At 40.2% G+C, this 20,367-nt stretch carries 16 protein-coding genes; 5 read left to right on the top strand and 11 right to left on the bottom strand.

The annotated features are described in order from the left end of the window. Positions 1 to 108 precede the first annotated feature (108 nt). Positions 109 to 660: a Uma2 family endonuclease gene (locus tag CLI64_RS07580; protein WP_103136637.1), complete on the bottom strand. Its 552-nt coding sequence runs from the start codon at positions 658 to 660 to the stop codon at positions 109 to 111. Positions 661 to 776: 116 nt separating this feature from the next. Between CLI64_RS07580 and CLI64_RS07575 the strand changes: the two genes are divergently transcribed. Further along, positions 777 to 1,523 carry an ABC transporter ATP-binding protein gene (locus tag CLI64_RS07575; protein WP_103136636.1) on the top strand — a complete coding sequence of 249 codons (747 nt, stop codon included), beginning with the start codon at positions 777 to 779 and terminating at the stop codon, positions 1,521 to 1,523. 284 nt (positions 1,524 to 1,807) lie between these two features. Here the strand turns inward: CLI64_RS07575 and CLI64_RS07570 are convergent, their stop codons facing one another. The 6 genes from CLI64_RS07570 to CLI64_RS07545 form a co-directional block, all read right to left on the bottom strand. Beyond that, positions 1,808 to 2,473 carry a hypothetical protein gene (locus tag CLI64_RS07570; protein WP_103136635.1) on the bottom strand — a complete coding sequence of 222 codons (666 nt, stop codon included), beginning with the start codon at positions 2,471 to 2,473 and terminating at the stop codon, positions 1,808 to 1,810. A gap of 102 nt (positions 2,474 to 2,575) precedes the next feature. Beyond that, the gene (locus tag CLI64_RS07565) at positions 2,576 to 3,727 is read right to left on the bottom strand and encodes a hypothetical protein (protein ID WP_103136634.1); all 1,152 of its coding nucleotides are present in this window, start codon (positions 3,725 to 3,727) and stop codon (positions 2,576 to 2,578) included. Positions 3,728 to 3,806: 79 nt separating this feature from the next. Further along, the gene (locus CLI64_RS07560; protein WP_103136633.1) at positions 3,807 to 5,042 is read right to left on the bottom strand and encodes a hypothetical protein; all 1,236 of its coding nucleotides are present in this window, start codon (positions 5,040 to 5,042) and stop codon (positions 3,807 to 3,809) included. A 3-nt stretch (positions 5,043 to 5,045) separates the two neighbouring features. Continuing rightward, complete coding sequence (locus CLI64_RS07555) at positions 5,046 to 6,419, bottom strand: hypothetical protein (RefSeq protein WP_225977527.1); 1,374 nt, start codon at positions 6,417 to 6,419, stop codon at positions 5,046 to 5,048. Between the two features lie 46 nt (positions 6,420 to 6,465). Further along, positions 6,466 to 7,227: a hypothetical protein gene (locus CLI64_RS07550; RefSeq protein WP_103136632.1), complete on the bottom strand. Its 762-nt coding sequence runs from the start codon at positions 7,225 to 7,227 to the stop codon at positions 6,466 to 6,468. Between the two features lie 253 nt (positions 7,228 to 7,480). Further along, entirely contained in the window at positions 7,481 to 8,347 is an 867-nt protein-coding gene (locus CLI64_RS07545) for a hypothetical protein (protein ID WP_103136631.1), read from the bottom strand. 489 nt (positions 8,348 to 8,836) lie between these two features. Between CLI64_RS07545 and CLI64_RS07540 the strand changes: the two genes are divergently transcribed. Further along, the gene (locus CLI64_RS07540; protein ID WP_103136630.1) at positions 8,837 to 9,268 is read left to right on the top strand and encodes a response regulator transcription factor; all 432 of its coding nucleotides are present in this window, start codon (positions 8,837 to 8,839) and stop codon (positions 9,266 to 9,268) included. Between the two features lie 226 nt (positions 9,269 to 9,494). Here CLI64_RS07540 and CLI64_RS07535 read toward each other — a convergent pair whose 3' ends face one another. The 4 genes from CLI64_RS07535 to nifJ form a co-directional block, all read right to left on the bottom strand. After that, positions 9,495 to 10,433 (bottom strand): glutathione S-transferase family protein, encoded by a 939-nt coding sequence (locus CLI64_RS07535; RefSeq protein ID WP_103140635.1) that lies wholly within the window; start codon positions 10,431 to 10,433, stop codon positions 9,495 to 9,497. Between the two features lie 326 nt (positions 10,434 to 10,759). Then, on the bottom strand, positions 10,760 to 11,839 hold the full coding sequence (locus CLI64_RS07530) for an ATP-dependent 6-phosphofructokinase (protein ID WP_103136629.1): 1,080 nt from the start codon (positions 11,837 to 11,839) through the stop codon (positions 10,760 to 10,762). A gap of 141 nt (positions 11,840 to 11,980) precedes the next feature. Next, complete coding sequence (locus tag CLI64_RS07525; protein WP_103136628.1) at positions 11,981 to 13,012, bottom strand: dihydroorotate dehydrogenase-like protein; 1,032 nt, start codon at positions 13,010 to 13,012, stop codon at positions 11,981 to 11,983. Between the two features lie 94 nt (positions 13,013 to 13,106). Then, the gene (gene nifJ / locus CLI64_RS07520; RefSeq protein WP_103136627.1) at positions 13,107 to 16,736 is read right to left on the bottom strand and encodes a pyruvate:ferredoxin (flavodoxin) oxidoreductase; all 3,630 of its coding nucleotides are present in this window, start codon (positions 16,734 to 16,736) and stop codon (positions 13,107 to 13,109) included. 898 nt (positions 16,737 to 17,634) lie between these two features. Between nifJ and CLI64_RS31195 the strand changes: the two genes are divergently transcribed. The 3 genes from CLI64_RS31195 to CLI64_RS07505 all read left to right on the top strand — a co-directional run bounded on the left by CLI64_RS31195 (position 17,635) and on the right by CLI64_RS07505 (position 20,250). Continuing rightward, positions 17,635 to 17,802 carry a hypothetical protein gene (locus tag CLI64_RS31195; protein ID WP_192881693.1) on the top strand — a complete coding sequence of 56 codons (168 nt, stop codon included), beginning with the start codon at positions 17,635 to 17,637 and terminating at the stop codon, positions 17,800 to 17,802. 136 nt (positions 17,803 to 17,938) lie between these two features. Beyond that, positions 17,939 to 18,322 carry a beta-lactamase hydrolase domain-containing protein gene (locus CLI64_RS07510; protein WP_103136625.1) on the top strand — a complete coding sequence of 128 codons (384 nt, stop codon included), beginning with the start codon at positions 17,939 to 17,941 and terminating at the stop codon, positions 18,320 to 18,322. Positions 18,323 to 19,086: 764 nt separating this feature from the next. After that, positions 19,087 to 20,250, top strand: a complete 1,164-nt coding sequence (locus CLI64_RS07505) for a helix-turn-helix domain-containing protein (RefSeq protein ID WP_103136624.1) — start codon at positions 19,087 to 19,089, stop codon at positions 20,248 to 20,250. Positions 20,251 to 20,367 lie beyond the last annotated feature (117 nt).

The raw sequence follows: 20,367 nt of genomic DNA, 5'->3' as shown, positions 1-20,367 counted from the left end.
TTCGCAATTCGCAATTCGCAATTACGTGTTGTAACGGGGATTTAAACCCCCTAACTTTTGTTAAATATACCCCCGACTGCTGCAAACAATCGGGAATATGATGATTATTTACTTATTAATAATTTTTTCTACTTCGACCGCAATATCTGGAAATGCAACTGGCTGAATTATTCCTGTTGTGAATGTTTGTTTAGTTGCATACTCTCCATCTAGGATATCTCGAAATACAACTAAGTTGAATTTCCGCAAATTCACAACCCAATATTCTAAAATTCCGGCTTGGGCATAAATTTTACTTTTTGTTTCTAAATCTTTCTCTAAACTAGAGTTAGCATACTCAATCACCCAGAAAATGTTCTCTGGGTAGGGATGATGCAGTAAATACTCTCGTCCTAAATTTTGGACGATAGCAATATCAGGCTCAGGCTCAGATTCGTTAGGTAAGGTGATAGGCTTGGCTTGGCGTATCGTAGCTAAGTCACCTAACAACTTTATGAGATAGTTTGCAGCTTCATGGCTACAATAAGCATGGGGTTCGCCTTCTGGGGACATTTCGATGATTTCTCCTTGGAGTAGTTCAACTTTGCGATCGCTTAAAATTCCCGCCTCAATCATGCGATGATATTCTTCAATTGACCACTTAGCGGTAATCATAGTCATGATGCTTGATTCCTCCCCAAGACTCTTGATATTTTCCTATTTTAAACGCACTGCAAAAACCTTATATTGATATTATGTAAGGTTTGTCTGATTAATCGATTTTTCTGAAACCGCCAATGAATACTGATGAACACCAAACTGAAAATATTGAAGATTTTGTCATTTTAGAGGTGCAAGACCTTGATGTTAATTATGGCGGTATTCAAGCCCTTAAAAAAATTAATTTAAACATTAAAAAAGGTGAAGTAGTTACTTTAATTGGTGCCAATGGTGCAGGTAAAACTACAACATTACGCGCCATATCTAAAATAGTAAATCCTTACAACGGGCAAATTATTTATAGTGGACGGAATATTACTCGCCGCCAACCCCATGAAGTCGTCAAACTAGGAATTGCCCATTGTCCAGAAGGGAGGCGAGTTTTAGCTAAACAAACAGTGTTAGATAATTTACTTTTAGGTGCTTATATTCGGTCAAATCAAGCCGAAATTAAAGCTGATATTCAAAAGCAATTTGAATTATTTCCCCGATTAGCACAGCGACGCAATCAACTAGCAGGAACTCTCAGTGGCGGAGAACAACAAATGTTAGCGATCGCCCGTGCTTTAATGAGTAGACCACAACTATTATTATTAGATGAGCCAAGTTTAGGTTTAGCACCAGCAATTGTCAGAGAAATATTTACTATTATTGAAAATTTACGTGCTACAGGAGTCACAATTTTACTAGTAGAACAAAATGCGAATCTAGCCCTACAAATTGCCGATAGAGGCTATGTTTTAGAAGCTGGTACTATCACTTTAACAGGTGCGGCTTCAGATTTAATTAATGATGAAAGAGTGAAAAAAGCTTATTTAGGCTAACTTTCTGCCAAGTAAAAATATCAATAATGTTATTAAAATTAGTATAATTTTGTGCTGGAAGTAGGGGTTTTATCGAAAATGCCATAGGAGAAAGTAAGCATATAAATGAGGAAGTTCTCAGGCACAAGAGTTAGAAATTAAACCCCCTAATACCAATTCACTAAAATTCTGATACAGAGCCAAACTCAGAAACCCTTGCCAAATCAGGATTTATCAATTGCGAATTGCGAATTGCGAATTGGTATAACCATCCATCCAACCCGATAAGATAAATTGCTTTTTACCTATCTTCTCGGTTTTCCTGCCTTAACCCAAGCATCTGGGCCTAACTTACCCCCACGCTTCTTATATTCACGCCATCCAGGGTTGACATTCTGATCCTTGTGTCTGCGCGCTTCTCCTATTTGATGCTTTTGTCTTTTTGATGGACTCTTGCTTGTATTGTGGCCTCCCTTGACTCCTTGGTTTGATGGACTCTGATTTTTATTCTTACCTCCTTTGCCTTGGCTCATGTACTCGATTTCTCGCCAAACTTCTTCCAACTCTCCCTCATTTATGTATTCATAATCGCTTTCTAAATTAGTTTCTAATTCCATCTCAAATTCTCTGTTAACTAATTTTGGTTGTCGTTTGACAAAAATAATTAAACTTGTTTTCTCATCAATGGGTTCCGTTAAAATCTGATAGTTACCAGTTTTACCAACAGCAGCAAAAACTCTGAGATTGTTACCAAATTTAGGACTAGATAAAGTGCCTGAACGTTTGGCATTATTAACAATTAGCGCAATGGAGCGAGTAACACTACCTTCAAGAGTGCCGTTCATATTGCTTTTAACTAAACTTTCTAACCCTGTTTGTTTTAAGTTAGCGGTGATTTTCACTAGTCCATCACGAGATAATAACAAAGTGTATCCATCTGGTGTGGAACCTTTCCATACGAAAATAGACATGATGATTTTTCCTCTGCAATTTTGATTGAGTCAAAATCCCAAAGATATGTATGGTACTCAATTGGGATAGGTATTTTTCTGGGTGTAATTTGAACTCTTGCTTTAGATTTGTTCTACACCTCTGAGTTTTCTGCTTCTCTGGTGTCCGTTGTATCCATTGTGTCCATTCTGACGAGGATCAAGCGTCACAACTTTTTGTGTATGACCGCGATAAGCAATACCCAAAGTTTCAGCACTGGTAAGCCATTCTTCTGCCACATCCGCAATTTCTCGCAGTAATGCTTCAAACTCAGCACGAGAAGTATTCAGGAGATATTTTTGCGCTAACCAACGGATGGTACTCCTACCCGCAACTGCCATGCGGTGACGCTGGGAAGCATCAACATTTTCATTGAAGTAGCGTAACATTACTTCTTCAACTACGTCCCAAGCGTTATCAGCTCCAAAAAGTTTGCGTATATCATCTGCACCGAGAATTTTAAAAGCTTCTTCCAATAGCTGTAATACTTCAATCCGTAAAACATTGACATGACCGTAAGAAGCCCATTTCAAGTTATTACGCAGATCCAAACCAGAACGTCTGATGGTGGCAATACTACCAAAACTAGGGTCAAAAGCTCTTTCACGAATCACATCAGAAATGCGTTTATCGCGCCAGAAATCAGCGACATTATTAATAAAATGAGTGAACAAAGTGTGAAATTGTGTATTAGGTTTGGCACTAGGTGCTGGTTTAATTGTGGTGTAACCTAATACCCTGCGGTAAGCCTGCATTCGGTCTTTTTCGGTGTAGCGCAACAGGCTACGACGATCAAAACGATACAAACCGTAAGCACCATCACCAGTGGATAATCTCACCGCCCCAGCATTGAATAGTTCTTGCAGTTTTTTGACGGCGCGAAACACGCCTAACTTCTCATGCTGATAGAGGTAATAAAGGTCAGCTACTGCCAGAATTCGTTCCGAGGAAACTTGCTCGTCGTAATCTTGAACACCTTCAGGTAAGCGGGTGGCACTGATGTTAGCCGCAGCTTCGTTACCAAGACCAATTAACTCAGCCAAGCCACCATCGGGCGGTGCTGGGGTTTGGGTTTGGGCTGCTACCAGCTGAGATACCATGCTTTCAATTTGCTGAGTTAAAGCATCAGCCAATTGGGGATTTTGAATCAGTTGCGGTGCGAGTTTATCGGTGAGAGTTTCTCGCAGTGCTGCAATGCGATCGTATAAACTTTGATTTTCTCCTGCCGTTGCCATAATTTGGTCTCCTAATTGAATTGGTCAGGTGACACTGCTGTGAAATAGAGTCAATGATTAGCTGTTGATTTAGCTAATCTTATTGGGGAGGAAATTGTTGAGAAGGGGGATTTAGGATTGCAGGGCTGGGTACATTGATATTTTGCTCGCGCTTGACTTGCCCTGCTAAAGTGCTGACTTCACGCAGTTGATCGGCTAAATCTTTGAGGGAGTCGATAACGCCTGCTCGTTTAAATGCAGAGTGACTAATTGGTGCATCAGAAGTTGCCGTGACTAAATCTGCTAATTGTTTGGCAGTTTCTTTCACAACCTCGGCGATCGCTAATTTTCCTCCGCCTTTAGCCAGTGCTTGACCTTCAAAAGTGGCAAACTCTTTAACCCAAGAAAGTAATTCTTCTAAAGACAACTCCATGTCCTGATTGTCGGAGAAATATCCTTCTGTGGTGGACGAGTTCCTTTTCCTAAATTTAATAATCACCGTTTGGCGTTCGGCAAAACCTAAAAAAACAGAATCCATGATTCTGTAAACTTCATTGACAGATTCTGCTACAACACATAAAGCGCGAGACAACTTGACTAGTTGTGTACCTAAATATTTTTCGTCTCTAGTTTCTTGCTTATAGCGCGCCCAACTTTGATTTAAAGAAATTACATAATCCAAAATAGTAAGGTAGTTGGTATAGTTCTGCTCTTCTGCAACGGTGTTAATGAAATTACGTTCAAATCCAAATATGTTGGCCATATTTTTCAGTTGACCAACCTCTGCACCAGACAAATCTGCCCCTAAAAGTAAGGCAAATAAATTGTCAACTTTTAAGATGCGAGGCCCTCCTTCAAGACGAATTTCATTGACTAATTCGCTGATTTCGGTGCGAACAATTGACCGCACAGCCTCCATATTTTGGATATCTGCGGCTGGATTTAGGGGCATTAAACCGTTGAGTAGAGGTAAGATACTCTCCAATGCCGCTTTTGCTCGATGGTAGAGACTGGCTTGCGCTCCTGTTAGCGCACCTCCTCTTTCTGTTTGTACGGCATAGGTGTAAGGATTCCAAACATAAGTGGTGCGCCCATTACTGTCTTGAGGAGCAAAAGATTGCTTCAAGGAAGTCAAGACTGTTTTCGGATCGTTGGCATTGATATTTCTGCCTAAGACTTCACCGATCGCACTATTGACAATTTCTTGTAGTGTTCCATTTTGAGGTTCTATGGAATTTGCACCTTGACGCACACTAACATCGGAAACTTGTTTTGCTGTTGGTAAAACATCTATAGTGACTTTTCTATTGCCATTACCTTCGTCGCTTATGATCATGGCTTATCTCCTTGCTAAAGCACTGTAAAAGTTCTTGGTAATTATTTTGGGTTCTGCTAACCGTCTATCAAGTGCCAAACGCGACGCTGGAATTAAAAAGCGTTCAGGAATAATCCCTGGATCGTTGCCAGCTGCCAAACGTTCGCCAGCTTCCTCAATCATGCGTTGGTGCTGGGGTTTAAATCCCGTTACTTCCGCTAGGGTCTTGTTTCCTAGTTCTTGATAAGGAGTGTAGCAAATAGTATCTACAACCAGCTTATTTGCTTTATCGAAAGTTTCCAGAACTTCAGATGGAATATTACCGGCACGAGTATCAGGATAAATACGCATCCACATTTGACGATATCTCTCGGCAGCTTGGGGAAATCCCATGCGGCGTAATAATTCGACACTAATGAAGACGCGCAAATAGGGGATTGGGTGAGGCGCACCAGGATGAAAATATTGGGTAGATTCTGGCGATCGCGCAGCAATATCCATTAAAGAGGCCACAATTGCCGGGCCACCAAGCAACAAACCAGATAAATCAGCAAAGGTTTCGCTGTGCCAATTAGTCCAAATTGTCGCGACATTGCGGCTCATTCCCGCTTTTAATAACCGTTGGGCGATCGCACGGGGAACAGCTTGGCGGAGATTTAAATCAGTTTGTAAGTTATGGGAAACCTCATGCAAAATTGCCCCTAATGTCCAAGGATTCACCAAGCGGTGATAAGGTAACTGAATCAACGGAAAAGGATTTATTTGCTTCCCTAGTTTAGTTAAGGGAATACCACGGCGAAAGGTGGCTGGGGAAAAGCCTGTTCTCATGTACGAAAACGGCGCAGGTGCGGGAATTGATTTAGCCATTCCCAAACCCATGTAAATATCTTGATAGCAATCCAGGGCAATGCGATCGCAACCTAACAACCAGTTACCAAATTGAGTTTGTCTTTGTCCAAACAACTCAAAGTAAAAATCCCAAATCTGTTCAATGGTTCTCACCCAATCGTGTGCTTGGTCTTTTTCCTTCATTAGCTGTTGCAAATGACTAGTATCCGGCTTGTTCATTGCAGTTTCCGCAGTTCTGCCCACACGCTTCGACATATCCAATAGCTGGACTCTGAGCGAACTAATTAGCTCATTCACTGCATCAATGTGGGCATCTGAAGGACTAGCAGCATCTGTGCCAAATTCATCATGACGAAAGGGACGCAAAGCAGCTGCGTGTCTGACAACATTTAACGCTTGCACCCTGAGCCAAGGTTTAAAACTAGGCAGTTTTCTTTGGCTAGCATTGCCATTACTTCCTAATTCCCAACTCTCCAGCGCACTGGAATTGCGGTTGCCAAAATCATTCTCTGCGCCCAGAGATGTCAGTGTTTCTAATAGTCCGTTCATAATTCTTTATCATCCTTGCAACAGCTAGATTGACCAATGAACACCTCTAAGGGCGACGCTTACCATTTCCATTCGTCTTTGCGACTCTATGCTGCGCTTTATGGGAATTTTTCATCACCAGGGCAACATTTTTGGGATTGTTCAAAACTCTAGCTGTATTCCCTGCTAATGTCCTGACGGCGGTTTTAGGCGACACAGGTTTACCTTGCTGTGCTTGATTCGCTATTGTGGTGACAGTTCTTTTAACAATCTGCGGCACAGTTTGCAATAATGGGCGAGTTCTGGGACTTCTATACCAGGTTTGACCCATTCTAGAGACACCTTGAATCAAGGATGGAGCTACAGTAGTCAATACTTGCGCTGCTTGTGGGATTAATCGCGTGGCTAATGGAATTAATGCTCCCAAGAAAGCTTCCGCTTCTGCTTCACTCTCGCTGTGAGCTGCTCTGTATGCGAGATTTTCCATCACCATTTCATACTCGCTCATGGAGCTAGTTGCTAACTCAAACTCATACTCATATTCATATTCACCTTCACCCTCACCTAGTCCATTGTTAGAACTTTTTAGTAGGTTGTTGATAAAAGGATCTCCCTCATATTCTTCCTCGCCTTCATACTCAAATTCAAATTCTCGTTGTCGTCTTCTAGAAGCACGCCCAATCAAGCCGCCAATGGCTTGAATTGCCATTGGTGCGGCTTTAGCTAGTAAAGGGGCTAAAAGTGGGAAGAATTGTTCACTTTCGTATTCATTGGCAAATTCACACTCAGATTCTCTATCAAATCCTGTCTCTAGTTCGTATTCAAACATTTGTTTTGCCTCCCGTTGATTTTTTGTGATTCTCGTCAACGTTTTCGCTGATGCCAATTCGCCAGTATGTTCTCTCTGGCTTATACCAATTCAAAATTCAAAATTCAAAATTCAAAATTAAGAAAGTGAGACTCAGCAAAACTTTTAGCGTTTGCATCTGTATCAAATTTTTTGTGAATTGGTATTAGTTCACATAATTTGCAATGGGCTACGCCTTAGTTTGAGTAGTGTACGAGCGCAACCCAAACCGCTATTATTCGTAAACTGGCTCTCTTCTACGCCGGGGTGCGGGTTTAGTAACCTTTTGCGCTGCTTGGGTAGAACGTACTAAAGTTTTGGCACAGGTCATCGGATTAGCTAAAACTTTTTGGGTTTCATTCGCCATGACACGAGCAGCTGTTTGACTGGAGATGGGTTTTCCTTGTGCTGCCTGCCGTGCTAGGGTGTTACTGGCTCTAGCAACAATAGTCGGTACTGCTTTCACCAAGGGACGGGTTGAGGGAGATTTACGCAGTGTGCGTGTTAATGTGGCTGCACCTTTAATTAATTTGGGTGAAACTTGCCGCATGGCATGATTTTTGATGGGAATAATTCTGGCAGTGAAAGCACCTGTATAAGCTTCGGCTTCCGCCTCACTTTGCGCCCGGCTGGCCATCGCTGCTAGGACTTCGGCTAAAGCTTCTGGTTGTGGTAAAGCTTCGTATTCGTACTCGCTTTCAAATTCGCCCTCTAATTCACTTTCAAATTCGTACTCAAATTCTCCTTCACGGGCTAGTTGACCCGCAATTGTGCCTAATGCACCACCAACTGCTGGCCCACCAATAGCTGTTCCTACAGCGCGTGCAGCTATTGGGGCAACTTTTTTGAGTACGGGAGCTAATTTTCTGGCAATTCCGCGTAATCTCCCAAAGAAAGCTTCGCTTTCATATTCATTTTCATACTCGTATTCGTATTCGTACTCGCCTTCGCCCAGACCCAAGGCACTGCCAACACCTCGGAGCAGACCACCTAAAAACTCCTCGCCTTCGTACTCACCTTCATACTCGTTTTCAAATTCGCCTTCAAATTCACTTTCAAATTCACTCTCGAACTCATGCTGCAAAGTTTCTCCGTCCAGCATATGTGCCTCCTTGGATGAGAATGCTTACAGCATCTAGATATATCTTTGATGCGAAGGTTAGCACCAGTCACTTTTTCCCATGAGACACATTCTGGGGAAGCATATTGCTGTTAGCTTATTTAAGTGTGACTCATATGAGTTACATTATACCAATAAATAGTAGTATTTGATACATATTGTCTTGGGAATATTTCTCTGTCTTCTGCTGATATCAAGCAAGTATAAGCATAATAAAGCAATTTATTGTAGTTTTTTTTACTAAATATTCTGGACAAAAAATATTGCTATGTGTTGTATAAAAAATTAAAAAACTTAAATGAAAATGTCTTGATGGACAACCTAAATAGTAATCTCTAAAGTAATTGCATTCATCGTTTGAGATAAGTTTAATGACTTAGGCAATTCAAAATTTTTGTGTACGAGTTGCGTAATTTTTGCTTCACATTCTGAATAAATTCTTAATTAAAAGCTGAAGGATGAATATAAGAAATGAAACCCTCAAATAGAAAAAGGCTGATTAATGTATCCAATAATGAAACTAAATTGGCATTTGAGAAACAATCCTTGCTGAAGGATTTAGTGACACAAATTTCTGATTCTACACCTTGCAAGCTACTTAAACTCACAGAACAAGAACAGATGCTCAATGAAGTAATTTTTGAATCTGATGTAGATGGAGTACGTTATTATCTAGTACGCTCTATTCCTAAATCTCAAGAAAAGTTTAGTCTGAGTCCTCGCGAACAGGCGATCGCTCAATTAGTTGCACAAGGTCTTCCTAATAAATTAATTGGGATTCGCCTTCACATTAGCCCTTGGACTGTGGCTACACACATCCGCCGTATATTTGTCAAGCTTGGTGTCACATCCAGAACAGCTATGATTGCCCAACTTTTGAAGGAAAATTTACTACAAGGGTAATTTGCTCAGACAAAGAGCCAGTAATTTGAGAAACTTCAACAAAAGAGGGCGTTGGCGATCGCAATGCAGTGGTAATTCTCTATGGATGGGATTAGTCTTAACTTATGGATTGGCAATCCCATCCTTATAACAATTTTGGATTTTGGATTTTGGATTTTAGATTGATACTCTAGATTCATAACTTATTCCAGAGGGTCAATATAATACTGATTATCCCAATTTAGTATTAATTCTTAACTTGTAAATATGATATATCAGGGCCGAGAGGAATAATTCCTCCAGGGTTCAAAGGGAAAAGATTACCATAGTAATCACGTTTCACACTCTCTAAATCACAAGTATCTGCAACGCCTGGTAACTGATATAAATTGCGTAAGTAAATGCTTAAATGCGGATAGTCTTGGATGCGGCGCAGATTACATTTAAATAAACCGTAATAGACAATATCGAACCGAAACAGCGTTGTAAACAAACGCACATCGGCTAATGTCACCTGATTTCCGCAGAGATATTGACTGTTAGCTAAAGCCGCCTCAATCTCATCTAAAGTTGTAAATAGTTGTTCACAAGCTTGGTTGTAAGCAGTTTGCGTTTGAGCAAAACCACAACGGTATACACCATTATTGACGTATGTGTATATTTTTTCATTCCACTGATCAATCTGTTCTTTTAGTTCCTGTGGGTAAAGATTGAGTGTAGGATTAGCTGCAAACTCGTTAAATTCAGAGTTGAGCATCACAATAATCTCTGCACTCTCATTATTTACAATAGTTTTGGTTTGTTTATCCCACAACACCGGCACTGTGGAGCGTCCATTGTATCCAGGTTGAGCAAGGGCGTATAATTCAGCCAGTGTAGAACAACCTAATTCTGGTGAGTCGAACACCCAACCCCCAGACTCAGCCGAAGGGGAAACGACGGATACATCTATGACTGATTCTAATCCTTTTAATGCGCGCACTACTAAGGTACGATGCGCCCACGGACAACCCATCCCCACATATAGGGTATAACGTCCGCTTGCCGGTGGATAGGGACTATTTTCTTCAGATTTAACCCAATTTCTCAATTCGCTATTGGGACGAATATATTCACCTGATTGATTTCGGGGAGCAATTTTTGACATCATGATCTGCCACAGGGTTGTCCAGACAAACTTCCCCATCCCGATAATTAGTTTAGGAGGTAAAGATTTACCTTTTTTGTGATTTTTATTCGCAGTCACTTTGCTTTGCTCCGAGTTGTAAATTACTGTTTTAGGTGATTTTTAGTTATTTTTTGGCTTTGTTGATTGGGATGGGGAGTTTTTATTACGCATTCGCCGCCAGGCGTTTCGCTTGCGGTAGGCGCAAAGACGCAAAGGTACAAAGAAAACAAGGTTAAGTGCTGATTAGCTTGAATATTAAGGCTTTAAGTTCAAGCATTTAGTCTTTAGGTTCAAACATTTAGTCTTCCAATTTAAATTTTTTGCCTTTTTCCTTTTGCCTTTCTCTACTCGCCAACATAAATTCCTAGAGAACGCGCACTTTGGATTAAGTAACCTTGAGGATCAACGTGTAGGGGACTTTGGGCTACGGCTTCGGAGATGGGAACGGGGACTACTTCCCCATATTGCCATGCTAACATTTTACCGAACTGACCTTGAGCTACTAAATCTACGGCTGCTTTGCCGAAAACCGTTGCTGTTAAGCGGTCTAGTGCTGAGGGAATACCACCTCGTTGAATATGCCCTAAGACAGAAACCCTAGTATCAATTATATCGCCACTCAATAGGGCAATTCGCTCTGCAACATATTGTCCTATACCGCATTTGGGGGAGGAAGTAGGAATTGGGGATGTAGTGTCTGTGGTGTTACACATATCTTCCATGCACAACTTTGCACCTTCAGCTACTACAACGATCGCAAATTTTCGTTTCCAGCGATCGCGCAATTCGGCTATATGTTGACATAAGCCCTTAATTGTGTAATCGACTTCGGGGATTAAAATTACATCTGCACCCCCAGCAATACCAGCGTGTAGGGCTAAATGTCCGGCTGTGCGTCCCATAACTTCAACAATCATGACGCGATCGTGACTAGCGGCGGTAAAGGTGAGACGATTTAAAGCATCCACAATGGTATTGACTGCGGTATCAAAGCCAATGGCGCGTTCTGTCATGGCGACATCATTATCTATGGTTTTAGGAATAGCTACTAAATTCCAATTACCTTGGTTTGCCAGTTGATTAATAATTCCCAAACTACCATCACCACCAATAGCAATTAAGGCATCTAAAGCCAATGCTTTATAACTGGCAAGGATATCATCTACATGAGTTAGGGTGTCACCCTTATTAATTGTGCCTAAAATTGTACCGCCCATATTCAGTAAGGGGTCGATTCCGCGCAAATCCCAACCGTGGAGATTGAGAGCGATCGCTTGCCGTTCTAATAACCCCTGAGTGGCATAGGGAATACCTAAAACTTCCCAATCATAAGTTAGTGTGGCATGGCTGACAACTGCACGAATTACACAATTCAAACCTGGACAATCACCACCACTGGTGAGAATACCTATTCTTTTTCGCATATTAATTTAGGGAATTGGGCATGGGGAATTGGGCATGGGGAATTGGGAATCGGGAATGGGGAAATCAAGGAGACAAGGGGAACAAGGAGAGAATTGTATTTTAATAGTCAATGCCCTATGCCCTATGCCCCATGCCCAAAATTAACCGTGATAATAAGAAGGTTCGTAAATTCTGCCCCATTCTGGTTTATATGTCTGCAAGGCGCGCATATATTGGGCGCGTTCAAAGGCACTGGGGTTGGGGCAGTTTTTCTGGCTCATGCTGCCTTGCAGCTGTTTGACGGATTCATATTCGTGCTTTTCCATCCATTCGCGCATTTCTTGTTCTATACACCGTAAATGGTTAATGCCATGTCGTAATAAAACAGCGCACAGCATTGTAATGTTTGCCCCAGCCATGAGCATTTTTAAGACATCATGTGCAGTGTGAATTCCACTGGTGGCGGCTAAGTCGGCATGGATGCGATGGTACAGAATGGCAATCCAACGCAGAGGTAAACGCATAGCTTGGGGTGTGCTTAATAGTACGTGGGGTTGTACTTCTAGGGTTTCTAGATTAATGTCTGGTTGGTAAAAGCGGTTAAATAATACTAAAGCGTCAACTCCGGCTTGATCAAAACGTTTGGCGATGTTCGCCATGTTGGTAAAATAGGCACTAAGTTTTACTGAGACAGGAATGGCAACGGCGGCTTTGACGACCTGGAACATATTGATATAACTTTGTTCTATCTGGTCGCTGGTTTTGTCTGGATCAGTCTGGACAGAGTAAATGTTTAATTCTAAGGCGGCTGCACCTGCTTGCTCAAGCATTCTGGCGTAATCTGTCCAACCATCTAAGGAAGAACCGTTAAGACTGGCAATTAAGGGAATTTTTACTTTTTGTTTGGCTTTGTAAATTAACTCTAAATATTCGTCTGGGCCTAGACGGAAATTTTCTGGTTCGGGAAAATAAGTCAAAGATTCAGGAAAACTTTCTGTGCCGTAGGTGAGATGATGATGCAGTTCGTAACTTTCCATGCTTAACTGTTCTTCAAACAGTGATGGAAGGACAACGGCGGCTGCGCCTGCATCTTCCATCCACACAATGTTATCAATATCTCCTGTTAAGGGAGAAGCTGAAGGCACAAGTGGCGATCGCAACTTCATTCCCATGTAATCTGTTGTTAAATCCATGTTGATATTTTCCTGCTTATTTAATTTAAATTGACATTTTGGAAAGTTGTATAAATCTATGGTGCAGGTTTTCTTGACCTGCACCAATCAGTACCTAAACTCCTACCCCTTCAGAATTTGAGCCGTTTTTATCATTAAGTTTTGATAGATTTTTAGCAGCATTAACGACTTGTCTAGCTGCTAAGTATTGATACATTTGCCATCTTGTATTCACATCATTTTGCGCTTCTTGCAGCAATTGTTTAGCAGATGTAGGGTTAATTTTTGTTAACATCTTGAAGCGATTTTCTAAATACATTGAATCTTCTACTGATAACTTCGGTGCGCGTGAGTCAAGTTGTAGAGGATTCTTACCTTGTTTAGTTAAGTCGGGATGATAACGATATAGCAACCATCTACCAGAATCAACTACGGCTTTTTGATTCTGCATTGCTGTACTTAAGTTGATGCCGTGGGCAATGCAATGGCTATAAGCAATAATTAGTGAAGGGCCGTTATAGGCTTCGGCTTCTAAAAAAGCTTTGAGGGTATGCTCATCTCTTGCGCCCATTGCCACACTCGCTACGTAAACATTACCGTAGGTCATAGCAATTAAACCCAAGTCTTTTTTCGCCGCAGGTTTACCACCAGCCGCAAATTTAGCTACAGCCCCTTTCGGTGTAGCTTTAGACATTTGTCCGCCTGTGTTGGAATATACCTCTGTATCGAGAACGAGAATATTCACGTTGCGCCCGCTAGCGATGACGTGATCTAAGCCGCCGTAGCCGATATCATAAGCCCAACCATCGCCCCCTATCATCCAAACGCTCTTTTTTACTAGGTAATCAGCCAGACTTAGGAGTTGTTGTGCTTGGGGGTTGGCTATTTCTGTGAGTCGTTGCTTGAGAATTTTAACGCGATCGCGTTGTTCCCAAATATCTGCCTCATCTTTTTGCTGATTATTTAGCAGGTCATTTACTAATTCTGTACCTACTTCATTTGCTAGTCGCTGTAATAATTCAATAGCAAATTCTGTTTGCTTATCAATAGAAATACGGAAACCCAAGCCAAATTCGGCGTTATCTTCAAATAAACTATTTGACCAAGCAGGCCCCCGTCCTTCAGCGTTATATGTCCAAGGGGTAGTGGGTAAATTACCGCCGTAAATAGAAGAACAACCTGTGGCGTTAGCAACAATCATGCGATCGCCAAACAATTGTGTGGCTAACTTAATATAGGGTGTCTCACCACAACCTGCACAAGCCCCAGAAAATTCAAATAATGGTTCTTGCATCTGTTGCTGATTAATATGAGTCAGCTTTAAGTTGCGTCTATCGGGGTTAGGTAAACTCAAGAAGAAATCCCAATTTTCCCTTTCCGCTTCTCGTAGGGGTAATTGTGGCTGCATATTAATTGCTTTTTTGCGTGGTTCAGCTTTATTCTTAGCCGGACACACATCAACGCAGATACCGCAACCAGTACAATCTTCTGCTGCTACTTGGATAGTAAATTTTAACCCATGCCAATCATGATCTTTAGCGTTAGCACTCTTAAAAGTAGGTGGCGCATTCTCTAATTCTTGTTCTTCATACACCTTACTGCGAATGACACTGTGGGGACACACCATCACACATTTTCCACATTGAATGCAGACATTAGTGTCCCAAACCGGGATTTCTTGGGCAATATTGCGTTTTTCCCATTTCGCTGTTCCCGTGGGATATGTCCCATCGACAGGCAAAGCACTTACAGGTAAATCATCCCCCGCACGGGCAATAATTTTACCTAAGACATCGCGGACAAATGCTGGGGCATTGGTCATGGGGCATTGGGCATTGGGCAAGAATTCTTTCCTAGTCCCCAGTCCCCAGTCTCCAGTCCCCAATTCATATAAATTATCTAAGGTAGTATCTACGGCTTGAATATTCATTTGGACGATTTGTTCGCCTTTTTTACCGTAGGTTTTGCGAATCGATTTTTTAATTTCTGCAATGGCTTCTTCTCTGGGCAATACTCCAGATAATGCAAAGAAACAGACTTGCATCACGGTGTTAATTCTGCCAGCCATTCCTGCTTCACGGGCTACTTTGTAGGCGTTGATGGCATAAACTTTCAGTTGTTTCTCTTGAATTTGGGCTTTGATAGTCTCTGGGAGTTGTTGCCCAATTTCTTCTTTGTCGAAAGGAGCGTTTATTAAGAAAGTGCCGCCTGGTATAATATCTTGGAGGATGGGAAACTTTTCTAAAAATTCCCACTGATGACAAGCGACAAAGTTGGCTTTGGTAATTAAGTAAGTAGAACGGATGGGTTGCGAACCAAAACGCAGATGTGAAACGGTGACAGAACCGGATTTTTTGGAGTCGTAAACGAAGTAGCCTTGAGCGTAATTATCGGTTTCTTCCCCAATAATTTTAATGGAGTTTTTATTTGCGCCTACTGTCCCATCTGCACCCAAACCGTAAAAGATAGCTCTAACTATATTGTCTGGTTCAATGTTGAAGTTGGGGTCATAGTCTAAGCTGGTGTGGGTCACATCATCGTTAATGCCGATAGTAAAGTGATTTTTTGGTGTAGGTTGGGCTAAGTTATCAAAAATCCCCTTCACCATTGCGGGTGTAAATTCTTTGGATGATAAACCGTAGCGACCACCAACGACCAATTTTAGATTTTGGATTTGGGATTTTGGATTTGCTTCATTAAGTGCTGTGACTACATCTTGATATAAAGGTTCGCCTATGCTTCCTGGTTCTTTGGTACGGTCTAAAACGGCGATGCTTTGGGTGGTGGGGGGTAAAGCGGCGAGAAATCTTTGGTTATCAAAGGGGCGATATAGGCGCACTTTCATCACACCAACTTTTTCGCCTTGGGTGTTGAGATAATCTACAGTCTCATGTACTGTCTCACAACCAGAACCCATAATAATAATGATGCGTTCGGCTGAGGGGTCGCCGTGATATTCAAATAGTTGATATTGTCTCCCAGTTTGTTGGGCGAATTCGTCCATGACTTTTTGGGTGATGTCAGGACAGCTTAGATAATAGGGGTTAACGGTTTCTCTGGCTTGGAAATAGACATCGGGATTTTGGGCTGTACCACGTAACACGGGTTTATCTGGTGTTAAAGACCGTGAACGATGAGCCAGAATTAATTCATTGGGGATGAGTGCTTGTAAATCTGCATCTGTTAATAGTTCAACTTTATTGACTTCATGGGAAGTGCGGAAGCCGTCAAAAAAATGTAAGAAAGGGATGCGTGATGCTAGGGTGGCTTTTGTGGAAATTAAAGCAAAATCTAGGGCTTCTTGGACAGACGCAGCACACAACATGGCAAAACCCGTACCCCGACAAGCCATGACATCGCTGTGGTCGCCAAAAATTGATAGGCCTTGGGCTGCTAGCGATCGCGCCGCAATATGAAATACTGTAGGTGTTAGTTCTCCGGCAATCTTATACATATTCGGGATCATCAGCAATAATCCCTGGGATGCAGTGAATGTAGTCGTTAGTGACCCCGTTTGTAAAGCCCCATGTACCGCACCTGCAACTCCGCCTTCACTTTGCATCTGCACTACGGCCGGTACAGTACCCCAAATATTCGGTTTATTTTCGCTAGCCCAAGCATCTGCCCATTCGGCCATCGGTGAAGAAGGGGTGATAGGATAAATAGCTATGACTTCATTGAGTCGATAGACAACTTGAGCCACAGCCTCATTACCATCTATAGTTGCAACATTTTTTTTGTTCATAATTATGTCTCAAAAATAGGGGACAATAATTTTTACTGTTTAGATGTGTAATTTCTGGTGTATAGACTTGACTAGTCTTTTCTGTACAAATAGCAGTCTAGGGAAGATTCCCTTTTCAAACTAAAATGAAAGTTTGAGGAACTTGTGAGGAGAATCCCCCAATCACTAGAAAATAGCTGTAGAGTTTTCCGTTTGCCAGTTGAGCCAGCTTTTACAGCGTGATTGGGTAATTTTTCTCTGATGAATTAATTAACGAAATTAACAATACAGTAAGTAAAAATACTAACTTCTAGGAGATTTAACCTGGAACTAGAAAAAAATTTCCCTGTGAGTGATTTCCTCACAAGTTCCTCAAATTGTTGCCATAAATTAAAAATGTAGAAACCGCCAGCAGTAATTGGACAGCCTCAATAGCTTGTTTCCCAAACATACTGGTTACAACTATCACTTCTACAGTCATCTATTTAGGTAGTTGATTCAGAAGTCATTGTTGTCATCAACGAGAGGAATTAGCTATGAGTATCCAACTTCGCTATTGGGTTCATCGAAAAGCGATGCTGGCTTTATTTATCTACTATTTCTCATTAAAAATTTAGTAAATTGACATCTTAAGTTGCTATTTTCAATGTTCAAGCAAAAATATTTCGAAAGTTTTATCAAAGCAATTGGCATCTTTTTGAATCAACCAATTATCCATGAAGATACAATTTTTAACCCCATAATTTTTTGGTACGCTTATCGCAATCGCCAGATATTAGAGAATTGTTGGAATTATGATCTAATTCAATTTTTTGAAAGATGCTGGCAAATTAATGCAACAGAGTTATCTGATAAATATAGTACCAAAAATGATTCCCATTCCATCGGCATTTAACTACCACATACAAGGAGAAAATTTATGTTTCCTGTTAAGAGCTTATTACAAAATATTAAAAACTTAGGTCAACAATTAATTAACTACCTTTCTGGTGCAGTTTCTAGAATATTCAGCGTCAGAGATGATAATTATCCAGCAACAGGTGTACAACCGTTTAATGGTGACATTCCCAAAAAACAAGATTTCTAAACTCCAAATTACAAGCCATATTTTAAATTGGATTGAAGCAGAAAAATTCAATTAAAATGCTTGCAAGTTTAAATAGTTTTAATCGGCGTAGTAAGGCTAAACACCTTACTACTAACCTTTATGGCAAAGCTGTGATATGGATATTATCAGAAAAATTAACCATGAATTATCCATCGCAGGGCAAATTACTCTAGAGCAATTTCCCCAACTTATTGCTGATGGTTATAAGTCTATATTGAATTTGCGATCGCCTGATGAAAAAGGCTGGCTAGATGATGAAAAAGATAAACTAGAATTTCTCGGTCTGCGTTATCTTAATATACCTACCAAAGTTGAAGAAATTAACCATCAAACTACACTGCAAGTTCTACAAATTCTCAACGAATTACCTAAGCCAGCTTTAATTCATTGTGATAATTCTATACGTTCAGCAGTAATAGCCCTATTGTATATTGCAACTAAACAAGGTATTACCTTTGAAAAAGCTATTGAGTTAACAATGAATCTAGGTTTGATATAATCTAATTTTGCTGCTTCTAAATCAAAAATTTTAACAACTATTTTTACAAATAAAATACTTAAAATTTTTACTCAGCAATCACGTTACAAAACACTGTATTAAAGAATACAAATTAATATAAAGTTACATCTATATATAAAGTAGTAGAGATTTGACGCTACTGACAGAAGTATAGCTCAGAGATTTTCGTTATCGTTGATGGCAAGTTAATACTGTCGTTTTTCTGGAATACTCAGAGGTACACTGCCAATCATCGAAATATTCAAAATCTACTACTAAGGATAGAAGAATTTTACAATGATACAGTATATGATGACGGGTTTGCTTGTTGTAATAAGAAGCTCCAAGAAGCATCAGACGGTTTTTCGGAGAAAATCTATAGTTAGTTTCAATTAAATAGTGATTTTTAATGGTTTAATGGTAATGCTGACTGTTTCGCATTAAATACTCCCATTCTCTGAATCTCAGGATAAATGTAGATTTGCCGTTGATTTTAAATTTCATCAATGTGAACAATTTTAGATTTTAGAGAATGTAATTTGGGATTGACTGCGCCCATAAACTGACGCAGTTGGAATATTTTCAATTTATGATAGTCTACCGGACGCAGTGCAACAAGTATTTGAGACTTGTTCAGCCCAAAAGGAACGGGGCTTTAGCTTGCTGTTTGATAGGACTATCAAAAATAATCCCATTCTTTAAGAGATCAAATCTAAAATCTGGAATCTCAAATCAATGCTGCAATTAACTAATAAAAATTTAAAGTGAATATAGAATTATTTATCCAACGAGCTGAAGCACTACACAAACAGTTAGCAGATTTATATCAGACTGCTAGCGTTCTACCTTGGATTCCACCAGATTTACTACCACAAGCCTTTAAGGAACTTTATAGTAACTCTAAAATGGTACAGTTAGCAGCTGAACAACTTTATCAGCACAATGCAGAACTTTTACAAACCAGAAGTCTACTAGAAGCAGAAAGACTGCATTATTATGATTTATTTGAATTTGCACCAGATGCCTATTTTGTAACTAATGTTGAAGGTATTATTCAAGAAGCAAATCTAGCCGCAGTTCAATTGTTGAATGTTTCTAAGCAGATGTTAATTGGGCAATCAATGCTTAACTTCATCTGTATTGAAGAACGAGAAAATTTCCGCCTTGAACTCAACCGAATATTGTATTCTGATAGCAATAAAGAAATATTATTGTGCATCCAAGCAGATAGGGATAAAGTTTTTGATGCTAGTTTAACAGTAACAGTAGTTCGTAACCAATCTGGTAAACCTACTGGTTTGCGATGGTTGTTGCGTCACATGACTCAAAATGAATCTAATAACTTAGCAGCAATTAACCATGATGAATTTTTGTGTCAAAATCGTCCTATTCACACATACAGTAAAGGTGAAGATATTCCCTTAAATCCTTTAGGAATTTTTTATGTTCGCCAAGGATTAGTCAAGTTAAATACTTTTTGCGAAACTGGAGAGGAAATTTTACTAGGATTAGCAACACCCACAATGGTATTTGGCTCTAGTATGACATCTTTAGCTATTTACCAAGCCACAACTTTAACAGATGTAGAGTTAATATCGATTCATTTAAATGAGTTATCTTTAAATTCCACACTTAGCCATATTCTCTGCCCTAAAATTAATCAGAGATTAAAACAGACAGAATCCCTTTTATTCCTTTCTGGTAAGCGAAAATTAGAAGATAGGCTAAATTATTTTTTACAATTTCTGAAACAAGAAGTTGGCGAACTTGTACCAGATGGATATCGTTTAAATATTCGCTTAACTCATGAAGATATCGCCAGTGCCTGCGGGACTACCAGAGTTACAATTACAAGATTAATCGGCAAATTACAACAACAAGGGTTAATTAGCTTTGATTCAAAAAAACATATAATTATAAGAGATTAGGGATTAGAGGAAACAAGGAAATTAACAATATTTTTCCTCATTACCCAGTCGCAAAAAAAGAAAAAAGTAAGAAGTAAAAAGGCAAAAGTATCTTTCTAATTTTTTACTTTTGCCTTT

Source organism: Nostoc sp. CENA543, assembly GCF_002896875.1.
Lineage (GTDB): Bacteria > Cyanobacteriota > Cyanobacteriia > Cyanobacteriales > Nostocaceae > Trichormus.
This window is presented reverse-complemented; position numbering and strand designations above follow the sequence as displayed.

Coding starts and splice junctions, on each gene's coding strand:
- CLI64_RS07555 (WP_225977527.1), bottom strand. CDS start 6,419: ATGAACGGACTATTAGAAACACTGACATCTCTGGGCGCAGAGAATGAT.
- CLI64_RS31195 (WP_192881693.1), top strand. CDS start 17,635: ATGTTTCCTGTTAAGAGCTTATTACAAAATATTAAAAACTTAGGTCAA.
- CLI64_RS07550 (WP_103136632.1), bottom strand. CDS start 7,227: ATGTTTGAATACGAACTAGAGACAGGATTTGATAGAGAATCTGAGTGT.
- CLI64_RS07540 (WP_103136630.1), top strand. CDS start 8,837: ATGAAACCCTCAAATAGAAAAAGGCTGATTAATGTATCCAATAATGAA.
- CLI64_RS07510 (WP_103136625.1), top strand. CDS start 17,939: ATGGATATTATCAGAAAAATTAACCATGAATTATCCATCGCAGGGCAA.
- nifJ (WP_103136627.1), bottom strand. CDS start 16,736: ATGAACAAAAAAAATGTTGCAACTATAGATGGTAATGAGGCTGTGGCT.
- CLI64_RS07580 (WP_103136637.1), bottom strand. CDS start 660: ATGACTATGATTACCGCTAAGTGGTCAATTGAAGAATATCATCGCATG.
- CLI64_RS07575 (WP_103136636.1), top strand. CDS start 777: ATGAATACTGATGAACACCAAACTGAAAATATTGAAGATTTTGTCATT.
- CLI64_RS07570 (WP_103136635.1), bottom strand. CDS start 2,473: ATGTCTATTTTCGTATGGAAAGGTTCCACACCAGATGGATACACTTTG.
- CLI64_RS07545 (WP_103136631.1), bottom strand. CDS start 8,347: ATGCTGGACGGAGAAACTTTGCAGCATGAGTTCGAGAGTGAATTTGAA.
- CLI64_RS07525 (WP_103136628.1), bottom strand. CDS start 13,012: ATGGATTTAACAACAGATTACATGGGAATGAAGTTGCGATCGCCACTT.
- CLI64_RS07560 (WP_103136633.1), bottom strand. CDS start 5,042: ATGATCATAAGCGACGAAGGTAATGGCAATAGAAAAGTCACTATAGAT.
- CLI64_RS07535 (WP_103140635.1), bottom strand. CDS start 10,433: ATGGGGAAGTTTGTCTGGACAACCCTGTGGCAGATCATGATGTCAAAA.
- CLI64_RS07565 (WP_103136634.1), bottom strand. CDS start 3,727: ATGGCAACGGCAGGAGAAAATCAAAGTTTATACGATCGCATTGCAGCA.
- CLI64_RS07530 (WP_103136629.1), bottom strand. CDS start 11,839: ATGCGAAAAAGAATAGGTATTCTCACCAGTGGTGGTGATTGTCCAGGT.